13 protein-coding genes, 1 tRNA gene and 1 pseudogene are annotated in these 14,106 nt (G+C 27.1%); 3 read left to right on the top strand and 12 right to left on the bottom strand.

The features are described from left to right. Positions 1 to 11 precede the first annotated feature (11 nt). The 6 genes from NGI68_RS12725 to NGI68_RS12700 form a co-directional block, all read right to left on the bottom strand. Complete coding sequence (locus NGI68_RS12725; RefSeq protein ID WP_251861845.1) at positions 12 to 821, bottom strand: DUF2935 domain-containing protein; 810 nt, start codon at positions 819 to 821, stop codon at positions 12 to 14. 205 nt (positions 822 to 1,026) lie between these two features. Beyond that, a complete protein-coding gene (locus NGI68_RS12720; protein ID WP_251861844.1) occupies positions 1,027 to 1,698 on the bottom strand; it encodes a manganese catalase family protein in 672 nt (223 codons plus the stop codon). A 219-nt stretch (positions 1,699 to 1,917) separates the two neighbouring features. Beyond that, positions 1,918 to 2,223, bottom strand: a complete 306-nt coding sequence (locus tag NGI68_RS12715) for a spore coat protein (protein WP_251861843.1) — start codon at positions 2,221 to 2,223, stop codon at positions 1,918 to 1,920. 1 nt (position 2,224) lies between these two features. After that, positions 2,225 to 2,443 carry a hypothetical protein gene (locus NGI68_RS12710; protein WP_251861842.1) on the bottom strand — a complete coding sequence of 73 codons (219 nt, stop codon included), beginning with the start codon at positions 2,441 to 2,443 and terminating at the stop codon, positions 2,225 to 2,227. A 360-nt stretch (positions 2,444 to 2,803) separates the two neighbouring features. Further along, a complete protein-coding gene (locus tag NGI68_RS12705) occupies positions 2,804 to 3,718 on the bottom strand; it encodes a transposase (protein WP_251861841.1) in 915 nt (304 codons plus the stop codon). An 84-nt stretch (positions 3,719 to 3,802) separates the two neighbouring features. Beyond that, on the bottom strand, positions 3,803 to 4,021 hold the full coding sequence (locus NGI68_RS12700; protein ID WP_251861840.1) for a hypothetical protein: 219 nt from the start codon (positions 4,019 to 4,021) through the stop codon (positions 3,803 to 3,805). Between the two features lie 943 nt (positions 4,022 to 4,964). On the opposite strand from NGI68_RS12700, the gene NGI68_RS12695 reads away from it, so the two are divergent. Continuing rightward, positions 4,965 to 5,459, top strand: a complete 495-nt coding sequence (locus tag NGI68_RS12695) for an IS3 family transposase (RefSeq protein ID WP_286010119.1) — start codon at positions 4,965 to 4,967, stop codon at positions 5,457 to 5,459. Positions 5,460 to 5,553: 94 nt separating this feature from the next. Next, positions 5,554 to 5,758, top strand: a pseudogene (locus NGI68_RS12690) (tyrosine-type recombinase/integrase); the annotation flags it as partial. A 111-nt stretch (positions 5,759 to 5,869) separates the two neighbouring features. Here NGI68_RS12690 and NGI68_RS12685 read toward each other — a convergent pair. From NGI68_RS12685 to NGI68_RS12665, 5 genes are all read right to left on the bottom strand, one after another. Continuing rightward, positions 5,870 to 5,966, bottom strand: a tRNA-Sec gene (locus NGI68_RS12685). Between the two features lie 405 nt (positions 5,967 to 6,371). Further along, on the bottom strand, positions 6,372 to 8,279 hold the full coding sequence (gene selB / locus NGI68_RS12680) for a selenocysteine-specific translation elongation factor (RefSeq protein WP_251861838.1): 1,908 nt from the start codon (positions 8,277 to 8,279) through the stop codon (positions 6,372 to 6,374). Between the two features lie 18 nt (positions 8,280 to 8,297). Continuing rightward, positions 8,298 to 9,686 (bottom strand): L-seryl-tRNA(Sec) selenium transferase, encoded by a 1,389-nt coding sequence (selA, locus tag NGI68_RS12675; protein ID WP_251861837.1) that lies wholly within the window; start codon positions 9,684 to 9,686, stop codon positions 8,298 to 8,300. Positions 9,687 to 9,752: 66 nt separating this feature from the next. Further along, entirely contained in the window at positions 9,753 to 10,832 is a 1,080-nt protein-coding gene (selD, locus tag NGI68_RS12670; RefSeq protein WP_251861836.1) for a selenide, water dikinase SelD, read from the bottom strand. A gap of 105 nt (positions 10,833 to 10,937) precedes the next feature. After that, complete coding sequence (locus tag NGI68_RS12665) at positions 10,938 to 11,546, bottom strand: helix-hairpin-helix domain-containing protein (protein ID WP_251861835.1); 609 nt, start codon at positions 11,544 to 11,546, stop codon at positions 10,938 to 10,940. Positions 11,547 to 11,734: 188 nt separating this feature from the next. On the opposite strand from NGI68_RS12665, the gene NGI68_RS12660 reads away from it, so the two are divergent. Further along, a complete protein-coding gene (locus NGI68_RS12660) occupies positions 11,735 to 12,985 on the top strand; it encodes a D-alanyl-D-alanine carboxypeptidase family protein (protein ID WP_251861834.1) in 1,251 nt (416 codons plus the stop codon). 151 nt (positions 12,986 to 13,136) lie between these two features. On the opposite strand, the gene NGI68_RS12655 is transcribed toward NGI68_RS12660, so the two are convergent. Further along, positions 13,137 to 14,039: an RluA family pseudouridine synthase gene (locus NGI68_RS12655; RefSeq protein WP_251861833.1), complete on the bottom strand. Its 903-nt coding sequence runs from the start codon at positions 14,037 to 14,039 to the stop codon at positions 13,137 to 13,139. Between the last annotated feature and the right edge of the window lie 67 nt (positions 14,040 to 14,106).

Raw genomic sequence — 14,106 nt, 5'->3', positions numbered from 1 at the left:
TCAGACACACCCTAATACTCTATCCTTGGTTTTGTAGGATCACATTCAGGTTTCTCTATATTTGAAACCATTGAAAGTTTAGTTAAATAATAACACTCTTCTCTAAACATATGATCTGGCACTAATGGTACAAGTGTTGCAAGTATTTTATTTTCTATAATCCCTTTTTTTAATTCATTCAAAAATTCTTTAAAACAACTCATTGATTTATCTACATCGCTATTAAGTTTATCAAGTGCAGGGAAATTACAAATACCTATTCTTGTATAACCATTATATTCTATAGTTCTTAAGTATAATTCATCAAATTCTTTAGAATATTCTTTACTCTTTTCAATTAATTTTTTTTCTGTCATATCAAGGCTACTGGATATATTAGATGCATGACCTGATCCATCAGGAAGCCATAAAAGATGAAGATAAATATCTCCTGCAGGATATATATTTCCTCTCATTAGTTCAGTTAATATGCATATATATTCACTTACCTCATTAACCATATGATTTATAAAAGTAGGAGGTAATGAAATGATAATTTTATCAGTAATCTGTCTATTAATTATACTTAACTTAAATTCTCTAATTCTCATTGCTGCATCATAAGCATGATTATTTAAAATAATAAGTTCTTCTTGTGATAATTTTTGTTTAGATTTTTTTAATAGGTTATCGAATAAATTTTTAAATTTGTTTGCTCTTTCTATGAATTCTACTTCTTTTGATGAAAGTGAGTTTAAAATAAACCTAGAATGATCTCCTAAAATTTGTAGCCAGAAATGATGTTCAAATAAGGTTATTTCTTTAATATTATTAAGTTTCAATGCTATCCTCCAAAATATATTGATTTATACTACTTTATATAATATGTTTATAATGAAAATTACGTTACCATAAAATTATAATATCAAAAATTAAGTATAAACTAAAAGGAATGAATATTATAGTGTATAAGATTCATTCCTTTTATTTGGATAAATAAATATTTCTATAACTTTTTTACATTAAAATTATTTATTGTTATATTAATTATCTTCTTGGATTTTCAAATGAAGGAGGAGTGGGATTTGGTACCTCATGCTCTGGTCCTGGATTAGATAAATTAAAGTAGAGTTTAGAATCTTCCGTAACTCCAAAATCTTTATTTGAACCAGAATGTTGAACTTTATTTAATGCTTCTCTAAATAAAGCATTATGAGCTTCCTCTCTATTAAGTAAAAAATCAATTGTTGCTCTTACTTCTTTATCTTCAATTTGACGATACAAATACTCATATACAACTTTTGCTCTCTGTTCAGATGCTATATTAGATAATAAATCAGCAACTAAATCCCCTGTAACAGTTACATAATCTGCTGTCCATGGAGCTCCAGATGAATTAATTAGAACAGGTGATAGTCCACATTGTACATGTGTCTGAATTTCACCATTAATAACTTTTTCATTATTCACATCATGACCATTTAATAAATTTATTGTTTGGGATACCATTTCCATATGACTTAATTCTTCTGCACCAATATCTAAAAAAAGATCTTTTATCTCAGGATCTTTTATCCTAAAGCTTTGAGAAATATATTGCATTGCTGCTTTTAGTTCACCATTACCTCCTCCTAATTGTTCTTGCATTAATACAGCATATTGTGGATTGGGTCTTTCAACTTTTACTTCATGTAGTAATTGTTTTTTATGTTCAAACAAAATTAACACCTCCATATTTTATATTCCATGTTATAATTTCCTATCATTGTACTAATTATTCCAAATATAAAAAACATCTAATCTTTTAGATGTTTTTTTATATTTTTATTTTTACTTTAATAATAAAATATTGAAAGAAAGGGTCTATTCAATCTAATTTACCTTCAAATTTTATAAAAAGTAACATATTTTTAAATTTTCAATAAGCTTTTATTTATACTATTGTTCAATTTTATTAATTACATTTCTTGATTCATTATAAGTATCACTTAATTGCTGTTTAGATGAATCATAAGGTTTAGCCCAACCTTCATTTACAGCTAATTCTGTAAGAGAACTATGACCTCCAACTATTTGATTTAAACTGGCAGAGTATATGGATCTTAATTCTGGAGTACTACTTGTTAATGTGGCATTAAGATATGCATCAGCTGCAGCTTTTCCCGCAGAAAGCATATTTAAAGATATAACTTCATCATTAACATTAATATTATTTTTAATCATGTTTTCAATTATCTTTGCCATTTTATTGTACCTCCCTTGGAGTTATTATTTCATTTTCATTAATAAATTGTTGCAATCCTTTTATTCTACCCTCTGATGCTAATGCACTAGCTTCCCCTTGTCTTCTTAAGTTATCATCTGTTATTAATGTATTAATTGCTTTTTGTACAATTAATCCATCTTGTTCCATTTTTAGTAATGATGTTAAAGATAATACTTCTACTTCTGAAAGTTTTCTCATATTATTACCTCCATTTAATATAATTTTTGCATAATTATATTATTTGATTTTATCTTAATAATAGTCGTGTTAAATTTATCCATAAAAAAATATCTCAATATAGCTATACAATATGTATACTGAATATACTATAATATGATTGCTAATAGTCATATAAAATCACTTCTATAAAAAAACATAGATTATTTAAAAGATTTAATAGATTATGCTATTATCCAAATTTCAAAAAACTTATTTACTTTAGTTAGGCAATTTCAAAAGCTAAATTACCTATTGAGATTATATTATACTTATTATGATATATTATCCATATAATATGAAAACACTTGCTCAATTTTATATAATAAATTTTTAAAAACTCTAAGGGATTTTTAGCTCAGATAAAATATCTTTTAGTTCAATATTCTGTTTTGATTTTTCATATATAAAGCACACAAGTGCTTTTGCCGTCAGGCTGTTTAGATATTTCTGAGTTTCACCTATAGTCTTAAAATCTCCGTGGTTGGAACTAACTCTAAATAATTCTAAAAAATTATAGATTAATAATACTATAAGAAAATATCGTTCTATAGACAAAATGCTACGCATTCTATATTTATCAAAAGCTAAATTGCTTTTTAAATATTTATATGAAGTTTCTATAGTCCATCTGTGGAAATAATATTTAATTATAGTTTCTGCATTTAATAAGATGTCGGTAGACAGCAAATATACTGGGTTCTTGAATCCATCATCGGTGACTTCATAGCAAATAAGTATTTTAGCATAAGGGAATTTAGAAACATTACCTTCATAGGTATATACTCTATAGTCCTTACCTTCAACTGTAACAAGGTCTAAGGTGTTAGGACTAAGGAATTTTTCAAATTTTGATAACTGCATTGAAATTCCTAATGGAGATATTTTTCTGTTAGATTTAATTGCTCCTATTAGGTGGTAGCCCTTTGCTAAAGATGCTTCTATTAAATTATTATTTGTATACCATGAATCCATAAGACAATACATTTTTTCACAATTAGATGGAGTTTTAAAAGAAGTTATAAAATTTTTTGCAATATCAATCTTAGATTTAAAATTTTTATTTAAATCTTTGCAAAATTCCTTTTTATAGTAAGGTTTATATTGTAAAGGAATAGATTTATCATTTACAACAAAATTTGAAGTAACCACACAATGTGACCAAATATTTTTGTCTTCTGTATGAGAGTAATTATAAGATAATCCTTGCATTTTCTTTGCTGATTTCTTGGGATTTACAGTATCATCTATAATCAAAAACCCTACGGATTTAGGTTTAATATTATGCTCAAGGAAAAAGTTTAAATAGCTAATTCTATTGTTGTTCAGAAGACTATCGTCCTATTTAGAATGGCTTAAAAATCTATAAATACAACTTTTATCTTTTGATGACAACACATTTTTAGCAATTTCAGATAAAGTTTTAGTGCCAGGTAAATTAATTAATCCATTGGCAATATTGGTTAAATGATTAAATTGAGGCTTAGACATTCCATAATTTACATCATTTAAGTAATTGTAAAGTTCATTATTAATGGATACAATATTAGTACTTGGCATACTTCTTACCTCCCGTGTGTGTATTTTTAGGGTAACTTTTATATAACACGGTGAGAGAAAGTATGCCATATTTATTTTTTGGTAGTTTTACCAATTTAGATTTTTATTTTGCATAACTAAAGTTATATAATTAAAATCATCATAGTTGGTTATAATAAAGATGATTTAATTTATACATTGGTATGTATAGAAAATTCCATGTAGAGGGGCTCACACCAACGAGCTCCTTCCCCTAATAAGTAAGTTGATACAATAATATTTATACTTTTAGACTTCTATAAATTCTCCAATACTTGAATAAACAATTCTTAAATGTGACATAATTAATATATCATTAGTTACTATAAACTAAACATTTATATTTTCCAAAAAAGAAGAGTTCTATTGAATAGGACTCTTTTTTCCTAAAATATACTATAATAATATTATTAATTCTTATGTTCAATATTGGATATAATAAAAAATAGATTTAGGCACACAATTAAAAATTACACATAAAAAGAAGTCCTTAAAATAAATATAGGACTTCTTTTCTATATTTGAAAAGGGACTTTTAAAATGTTTAGAAAGGTGCTTATATTTAGTATTCTATTCTTCTAAATAAATTCCTTTTTCTGTATTTAATTTTATATTTAACTTATGTTAATAGATAATTATAAATAACATTCCTTCTTAAATAATAATTTTATATAGTTAAAATTTTTATTTTTGGGTATAATAAAAATAACCCAAAACACTACACTGCTATGCATAATATATATCATAGCAAATTCCATGTGAATGGGGCTCGTTTTGAGTCCCTTCCCTTATTGGCTAAGAAAATTGTAAGATGATATTAATACTGTTAGCATTCTGCAAGAATAAAAATATTTCTCTTAAAATACTTGAATAAATAATTTTTAAGTTGAACATAATTAAAATACAATCATTGATACTATAATTTATACTTTCCAAACAAAAAGGTAGTTCCTTAAGTGGAGCTATCTTTTTTTGGTGCTATTTAGCTTCAGTTCTTGACTTACATTCTAAAAAAATAATTGGCTACGCTTTCGGTAAAAGAATGACTAATGATTTAGTTGTTAAAGCCTTGAAAAATGCTTATTTCAGCCAATCTCCTCATAAAAATAAGCAACTAATATTCCATAGCGATTTAGGATCTCAATACACTAGTAATGATTTAAAGGAGCTATGTAAAAAGTTTAATATTACAGAATCATTTAGTAAAAAAGGTTGTCCCTATGACAATGCTTGTATAGAATCTTTCCATTCATCTATAAAAAAAGAAGAAATATACAGAAATGCATATCGTACCTTCCAAGAAGCTAATAGAGCTATTTTTAAATATATTGAAGGATGGTATAACAGAAAAAGGCTACACTCTTCTATTAATTGCATGACCACAGATCAATGTGAATTATTAGCTAGAAGTGTAGCATAAAAAAAGTTTGACTTTTTGTGTCCAAGATATTGACATAAGACCAATTGGTCATTATTTAGATACTAGATACTTAGTTAAACGATATACCAAAATATTAAAAGATGCTAAAATACCATATAAAAAATTTCATACTTTAAGGCATACATATGCCACTAGATTATTTGAACTTGGAGTGCCTATAAAAACAGTTCAAACATTAATGGGCCATAGTGATATTAAAACCACTATGAATATATATACTCATGTTATGCCAGAGGAAAAAAAATAAGGCTATTGATAAGCTAAATAAATTATTTTAAATTTCTACTGCACAACTACTACACAACTTTTAAGTTATTTTTAAGGAAACAGTAAAACCTCTAAGCTGTATACCCACTGATATTACTTACTTAGAGGTTTATTTTAAAATTTGGCGGGAATATGTGGGAATCGAACCCACCCATCGTGGTCTTAGCACGACAACTCGGTTTTGAAGACCGGCAGGCACACCAGCACCTATCTACTCCCATGTTATAAAGACCGATTTCTATTATATATAAACTTTTTACCAAAGTCAACACATATAATTAAAATTCCCCATTCTTCTACTTATTATAAATTATTTTAAATATTTTTTTGTTATCATCAAATAATATATAAAAATAATGTAATCTTTTCTATAAATATAAGAAAATTCACCACTTAAAGTAATTTTACCACCCTTATACTAAAAAGCATATGTAATTATAAAAACAGATACATTATGTAAAAATCCTGATCTAATCTTTTAAAAATATATACTAAAACAAGAAATTCTTTTAGACGATATAGATACATAAATAATTAAAACAGTTTATTTATTTACATACCTATTTACTAAAAGTATTTCTTGTTTTAATTTTTAATCTTTAAAATTTCTTAGCTGGTAAATTATTAGTATAACACTCTTTCATCACCGTTTCTCTTAGTGAATTTTATTCCATCAAAATGTTCTAGTATAGCCAAAGAATACTTTCTACTAGTATCCATCATATCTCTAAATTCAGCTACTGTTATTTTGCTATTATTCTCTATATATTTCTTTACTTTTTCTTTTGCTTCATTATAATCTGATGTTAAAATTATACAATCTTCATTTACTTTAAATAAAGTTCCTTCTTCCAATATGGCCTCATAAACCCTTCTAAATTCAGTCTCATCTTGTTCTTTAGAAATAAGTTCTTCAAATTTAGGTGGCATATATTTGCCTTTTTCATAACTATCTATTATTCTATTATAAATAAGTTTTTGATCGCTTGTGTAATCAACTTTAAAATTGTAATCTGAAATATACTTCCCATGAAGTTTTATTAATTCTTTGCTTTCTAAAAGTTCTAAAAGTTTATCATAAGTCTTTTGCTTTATTTCCTTACCTAAAGCTCTTATTCTTAATTCTTCCTTAGAAACTCCCCACTTTAAAGGATTATTCTTATGGAATTCTTTTAATATATTTGTCATCTCTTTTACTTTTTTATCTATATAACTTATATGAGTGTATACTGTTTTGTCTCCATTACTAAAAGATACTATCTTTTGTGAATTTATTAATTCTTTTATTTCATCTGATATATTTTCTTCATTTTTTCCTAATGCTTTTAATATTTCATCTTGATTTGGGAATTTAGTGCTTAATTTTTCTATAACTTTTTCTATTATATTAGATGTATCTCCACTTTCTTTTAATTTTAATTCCTCTATATATTTTTCATTAAATCTTTTAGATTTTTTAGGTAATGGCTCTATTATAGCTCCTCCCGCTATAGTTACCATAGGTGAGTAGGATCTTATAACATATCTATCCTTTCTTTGACATGTTATAGGTTTTTCCAGTCTTAATTGAACATAACCTTCTTCTCCTGGATTTAAGCATTCTTTATCTAATATAACAACTCTACATATTATTTCACTAGTTCCATGGTATAATCTAACTCTTTGTCTATTCTCCAGCGGTTTTGATGCACTTTTTAAATAATATAGCTTACAATCTATCATCATAGATGGCTCCATAAGATTCTCTATAGATACTACATCTCCTCTATCTACTTCTTTCTTTTTAATATTAGATAAATTTATTGCACATCTCTGTCCTGCTTCTGCTACTTTAGTTGGTTTTTCATGAACTTGAATTCCTCTAACTTTTGTAACAATTTTTGAAGGATAAATTTGAACAGTTTGTCCTTCTTTTATGGAACCACTAATTACTGTTCCCGTTACTACAGTTCCAAATCCTATTATAGAAAATGCTCTATCTATGGGTAATCTAAAATGTCCCTGTACATCTTTTGTTTCTATATGTTCTGTTATATCATCTATTGCTTTTATTAATTTATCTATTCCTTCTTTAGTTTTTGAAGATACAGCATATATATATGCATTTTTTAAGAAAGTATCTTTTAATTCTTCTCTTACATCTTCTTTAACCATATCTACCCATTCTGGATCTACCATGTCTGTTTTAGTTAAAACGATTATTCCTTTATTAACATTAAGTAGTTGTAATATTTCTAAATGTTCTTTAGTTTGTGGCATAATTCCTTCATCTGCTGCAATGACCATAAGAACCACATCTATACCACTAACTCCTGCTAGCATATTCTTAATAAATTTTTCATGCCCTGGTACGTCTACAATTCCTGCTCTTTTACCTGAAGGTAGATCGAAAAATGCAAATCCCAAATTTATAGATATACCTCTATCTTTTTCTTCTCTAAGAGTATCAGTTTCCCTTCCTGTTAATGCTTTTATTAAAGTAGTTTTCCCATGATCTATATGTCCAGCTGTTCCTATTATTATATTCTTCATACACATCACCATTTTCAATTATTTTAATAGTTTTTTAAATTCTTCTGTTATTATATTAAAATCTCTTTCAAACAAGGTTCTTATGTCTAAAATCACCTCATCTTTGCTTACCCTAACTATTATAGGATTTTTACTCAATCTTAATTTTTCTTCTATCTTTTCTGCAGTTATTTTATGGCTAGTTACTTTTATTACATAAGTAGGTATTTTCTCTCCTGGCATTGAACCGCCACCTACCATTGAACAATCTTCTGATACTTTGAAATTAAAATCTTGAACATTATTTTCAAGTCTTCTTTTTAATCTTTTGGCTCTTTTCTTATGAATTTCTTTAGAGCTCAAAATCATATTTAATGTTGGAATATTTTCTATAGCTTCCTTTTCATCTATATAATATTTTAAAGTTCCCTCTAAAGCTGCTAAAGTCATTTTATCTATTCTTAATGCCCTAGTTAATTGGTTCTTCTTCATTTTATCTATGTACTTCTTTTTACCTACTATTATACCAGCTTGAGGTCCTCCTAACATTTTATCTCCGCTAAAGGTTACCACATCTACACCTTTATCAATACTGCTCTGAACTGTTGGCTCATAAGTAAAATCATACTTAGAAAAATCAACTAAAGTACCACTTCCTATATCCTCCATTACAGGTAATTTATATTTTCCACCTAATTGTACCATTTCCTCTGATGATACTTCTTCTGTAAATCCTAGTATCTTAAAATTAGAAGTATGAACTTTAAGTAAAACACCAGTATTTTCATTTATATTATTTTCATAATCATATAGATGTGTTCTATTTGTAGTACCTACTTCTACTAAATGAGCTCTACTAAATTTCATTACATCTGGGACTCTAAAAGAACCTCCTATTTCTACTAATTGTCCTCTTGATACTATGGCTTCTTTTTCCTCACAAAGTGTATTTAATGCTAACATTACCGCTGCCGCATTATTGTTAACAACCATAGCAGCCTCAGCACCTGTAACTTTCTTAATTAATTCTTCTACATGACTATATCGTGATCCTCTTTTTCCTGTTTTCAATTCATATTCTAAATTACTATAGTTTTCTGCTACTTTTACAACATTATCTATAGCTTCTTTGGCCAACAATGATCTTCCTAAATTGGTATGTATTACTACTCCTGTAGCATTAATAACTTTTTTAAATTTAGTATTTTTATTTTCTTCTAAATTGTCTACAAAACAATTTAGAACATCTTCTTTTGTAAAGCTTTCTATATTATCTTTTAAAATTTCATTTCTATAATAATCTATAGATTGTCTTAAGCTATCTACTACTAAAGTTCTAGAATTTCTTTCTAAATACTTATTAATAATATCTTCTTTTAATAACTCATCTATTTTTGGTAAATTTCGTAGTAAATGTTTTTTATCCATACCCCATTCTCCATTTCTCAACTATGTTATGTATTCAACTCTTATTGTTATAAATATGATATACATTTATTCAACTATTATATATTTATCTTTTTTACTTATAACTTCTCCTACAATAGAAGATTTTAAATCTAATTCATTTAACTCTAGCATAATTTTCTCTGCCTCTTCTTTTGAACAAGAAACTAATAATCCACCTGAAGTTTGAGGATCAAATAATATATCCTGCATAAATACAGGAACATTTTTAAACTCAACATTACCTTCAATATGGTCTTTATTAGCATAAGCTCCTGCTGGTACTAATCCAAATTCAGCATACTCTTCAGCTTCCTTTATATAAGATATTTTTTTATGATCAAATTTTAAGCTAACGTTTGATGCACTAGCCATTTCATATGCATGCCCCAAGAAACCAAATCCAGTAATATCTGTACAAGCACTCACATTATATTTAGCTATTATTTCTCCTGCATATTTATTTAAGGTACTCATAGATTTTACTGCTGCATCTTTTGCTTCTTTAGATGCCATATCTCCTTTTATTGCAGTATTTATAATCCCTATGCCTAAAGGCTTTGTAGTAATCAATACTTCGCCTTCTTTGCATCCATAATTTTTCAAAACTTTATCTGGATGTACAGTACCTGTTACTGACAAACCATATTTAGGTTCATTATCGTCAACAGTATGTCCACCTATTACCACAGCCCCTGATTCTATAACCTTATCGGCTCCCCCTTTAAGTATTTCTCCTAATACTTCTATAGGCAAGCAAGATGGGAAACAGACTATGTTTAATGCCACAACAGGTTTACCGCCCATGGCATATACATCACTTAAGGAGTTAGCTGCAGCTATTTGACCAAATGTGTACGGATCATCTACTATAGGTGTAAAAAAGTCTAATGTTTGTATTATAGCTGTATCATCATTTATCTTATACACTGCTGCATCATCTGCAGTCTCTATTCCCACTATTAAATTTTCACTTTCCATTTTAGGTAATTTTGAAAGTATTTTTGAGAGCACTCCCGGTGCTATCTTAGCCGCTCATCCTGATGTTCTTGAAAGTTCTGTAAGTCTTACTTCTTTATTTCTTACAGCGCAAGCTTCTCCCTCTTTGATATTTATATTATTTGACATTTTAAGCACCTCTCTTTTATAAAAACCCAACTACATTAAAATAATAAATTATTCAATAATAATTATATATTATTTTTTAAATATTTAAAAGAAACATGAAAAGCTTTACCTTATATCTGCCTTTTCTTTTATTTTTTCTATAGTTTTATCCCCAATTCTTCCTATAGATTTTAGATCTTCAAAACTTTTAAAGGTCCCTTCTTTTTCTCTATAGTCTAATATTTTTTGTGCAGTTACATCGCCTATACCTGGTATAGTTTTTAATTCTTCCTTAGATGCATGATTTAGATCTATTTTTCCGTCTGAGCTAGCCTCAGAATTATTTTGAGCTTCTGTTTTGTTTCCCTTTATATTATTTTCACCCTTTTTTTCTATATAAATATAATCTTCATCTTTAAGTTTTTTAGCTAAATTTAATTTATAAGTATCTGCATTATTAGTATATCCTCCAGAAATCTTTATAAGATCTTCCACTCTACTGCTTTCGTCAAGTTTATACACTCCTGGTTTTTTTACTTCTCCATTTACATAAACAGTTATTTCTTTATTAGATTTAGACTCTTCTTTTGATGGGGTTTTAACGTCTTGTACAAATATTTCTTCTTCATTTACACTAGCTTTTTCTGGTTTTGATAATACATATCCTATAACAACAAAAACTCCTAAAATAAAAACTATTATTATAGATCCTATTATTTTTTTCTTATCTTTCATATGATTATCACTCCACAATATGATTATTTACATTTCAAATTGTTAACTAATATAATATATCTAAATATAACTTAATTCCTTAATTATTCTAATTATTGACACATATATAATTTTAATTCGCATATTAATGGTTTTTTTGATATAATAAAATTTGTTATTATGTAGAAATGGGAGGTTTACTTAATATAATGAAACCAAATTTTTATAAAATATTATGTTTAGTTTTATTATTATCAATATTTTCTTCTAATATAGTTTTAGCAAAAGATTCTGTTCCTAATTTTAACGTAGCTGCTGACGGTGTTGTTTTAATGGATTCAAAAACAGGTAAAATAATTCACTCTAAGAATCCAGACAAATCATATCCTCCAGCTTCTACTACAAAAACAATGACTGCTCTTTTAACTTTAGAAAGAGGAAATTTGGATGATATAGTCACTATAGGTAAAAAACCTCCTTTGATTGATGGAAGCAAAATATATATATTTGAAGGAGAAAAAATTAAAGTAAGAGATTTATTATATGGACTTTTATTGGCTTCAGCTAATGATTGTGCTGAAGCACTAGCTGAATACTTAAGCGGATCTGTAGATAATTTTGCAAAAGAAATGAATAAACGTGCTAAAGAATTAGGTTGCACTAATACAAACTTTGTAAATCCTAGTGGATTATATGATCCTAAACATAGAACTTCTGCTAGAGATTTAGCCCTTATTATGAATCAATTAGTTAAACAACCTGAATACAGCAAAATAGCAACAACACTGTCTTACAATATACCATCTACAAATAAGTCAAAAGAAAAAAGACCTTTGTGGAATGAAAATAAACTTATACAAAAATATTCAGATTTTTATTATAAGAATTGTGAAGGTGGTAAAACCGGATATACTATTCAATCAGATCATTCTTATGTAGCCAGTGTTAATAGAAACAATCAAAGACTTATAGTAGCTCTGATTCATGATAAAGAAAAACACTTTTTTGAAGATGCCGTAAAACTATTTGATTATGGATTTAATAATTACACATTGAATCTTTTATACCCAAAGGATTCTTATGTAACAACTTATACAAACGGTAATTTGAAAGTGCCACTATATGCATCAAAAGATTTTTATGATTTAAAGCAAAAAAATGATAACATAAATCCTGCTTTAAAATTAGAAAATACAGATCTTAAAAATCTTAAATTTAAAAAAGGTGATGTGGTTCTAAGTGCTAATTTAAGCAGAGGATCTAATAGTATAGGAAGCCTGACTTTAAAAAGTGGTGTGGATCATAAATCAAACAATTTCTTTACTAATAATATTTATACTAATCGTTTAAATACAAGAACTATAATTTTCATGTGTATGGGAGCTATATGTATATTATTTGTAATATTCAAAACCACGAAAAAATTTTTAAATTCAAAAAAAGGTAAACACTCTCTATAATAAATGTATATTTTATAATATAAACACTATATCTTACAAATTAAGCTAAATGTCCATATAAAATAGAAAGATTAAAGAATCTATTTTATATGGACATTTTAATTAATAGCCTTTATTTTTTAAACCCAATCTTTATTTTAATTTAATATATCTATTTTATTTTTTCTATTAGCTCTTTTATATCTTGTGGCAAATCACACTGCAATTTTAAAATTTCTCTTGTTCTAGGGTGTGGAAATTCTAGTCTATAAGCATGTAGAGCTTGCCTTTCTATATATTCCTTTTCTTCATCTCTATTTCCATATAAAGAATCTGCATAAAGAGGATGGCCTAAATGAGACATATGTACTCTAATTTGATGAGTTCTCCCTGTTTCTAACTGTAACTTAACTATACTACCCTTAGATGACTCTTGTAATACTTTATATCTTGTTATACTTTCTTGCCCCCTATCATCTACTACTCTTTTAATAGATCCAGTTCCTTCTTCTCTATATATAGGCAAATTAATTATTCCCTCTTTTTCCTTTAATGTTCCATGTACTACTGCCACATATATTTTTTTAAAACTAGCTTTTGTCATATCCTCTGCTAATCTCATATGTGCAAATTGATTTTTAGCTACTATTATTAGTCCAGATGTATCTCTGTCTAGCCTATTTACCAATCTTACTATAGATCTATCTCCTGTTGTATGAAAGTGATATAATATTCCATTAGATAGAGTACCTGTAGGATAGCTCTTAGTGGGATGTACTACTATTCCTGGTGTCTTATTTATCACTATAATATCACTATCTTCATATATTATTTCTATATCCATAGATTCTGGCTGTATATTTTGATGCTCCTCTTGTGACATATATATTTCTATTAAATTAGCTTTCTCTAGTTTACGTTTTCTTATTACTTTCTCTCCATTTACAAATATTCTTCCCTCTCTAAGTGCTTTTCTAACAAATCTCCCTGATAAATTCTCTCTTTCCCTTAAATAATCTTTTATATCAATATCATGATTTATATCTTTAACTTCAAAGATTAATTTATTACTCATTAATCCTACTCCTTTAACTTTTATAATACATTTTACTATAGTATTATATATCAAAATGAAATAAATT

Source organism: Clostridium sp. Marseille-Q2269 (assembly GCF_943736985.1).
Lineage (GTDB): Bacteria > Bacillota > Clostridia > Clostridiales > Clostridiaceae > Clostridium_F.
The sequence above is the reverse complement of the archived record's forward strand: the minus strand, read 5'-3'. Positions and strand labels throughout refer to the sequence as shown.

What these genes read in the sequence shown, in the direction of transcription:
- NGI68_RS12715 (WP_251861843.1), bottom strand. Translation starts at nt 2,223, where the DNA reads ATGGCAAAGATAATTGAAAACATGATTAAAAATAATATTAATGTTAAT.
- NGI68_RS12710 (WP_251861842.1), bottom strand. Translation starts at nt 2,443, where the DNA reads ATGAGAAAACTTTCAGAAGTAGAAGTATTATCTTTAACATCATTACTA.
- NGI68_RS12700 (WP_251861840.1), bottom strand. Translation starts at nt 4,021, where the DNA reads ATGCCAAGTACTAATATTGTATCCATTAATAATGAACTTTACAATTAC.
- selB (WP_251861838.1), bottom strand. Translation starts at nt 8,279, where the DNA reads ATGAAGAATATAATAATAGGAACAGCTGGACATATAGATCATGGGAAA.
- selA (WP_251861837.1), bottom strand. Translation starts at nt 9,686, where the DNA reads ATGGATAAAAAACATTTACTACGAAATTTACCAAAAATAGATGAGTTA.
- NGI68_RS12665 (WP_251861835.1), bottom strand. Translation starts at nt 11,546, where the DNA reads ATGAAAGATAAGAAAAAAATAATAGGATCTATAATAATAGTTTTTATT.
- NGI68_RS12660 (WP_251861834.1), top strand. Translation starts at nt 11,735, where the DNA reads ATGAAACCAAATTTTTATAAAATATTATGTTTAGTTTTATTATTATCA.
- NGI68_RS12655 (WP_251861833.1), bottom strand. Translation starts at nt 14,039, where the DNA reads ATGAGTAATAAATTAATCTTTGAAGTTAAAGATATAAATCATGATATT.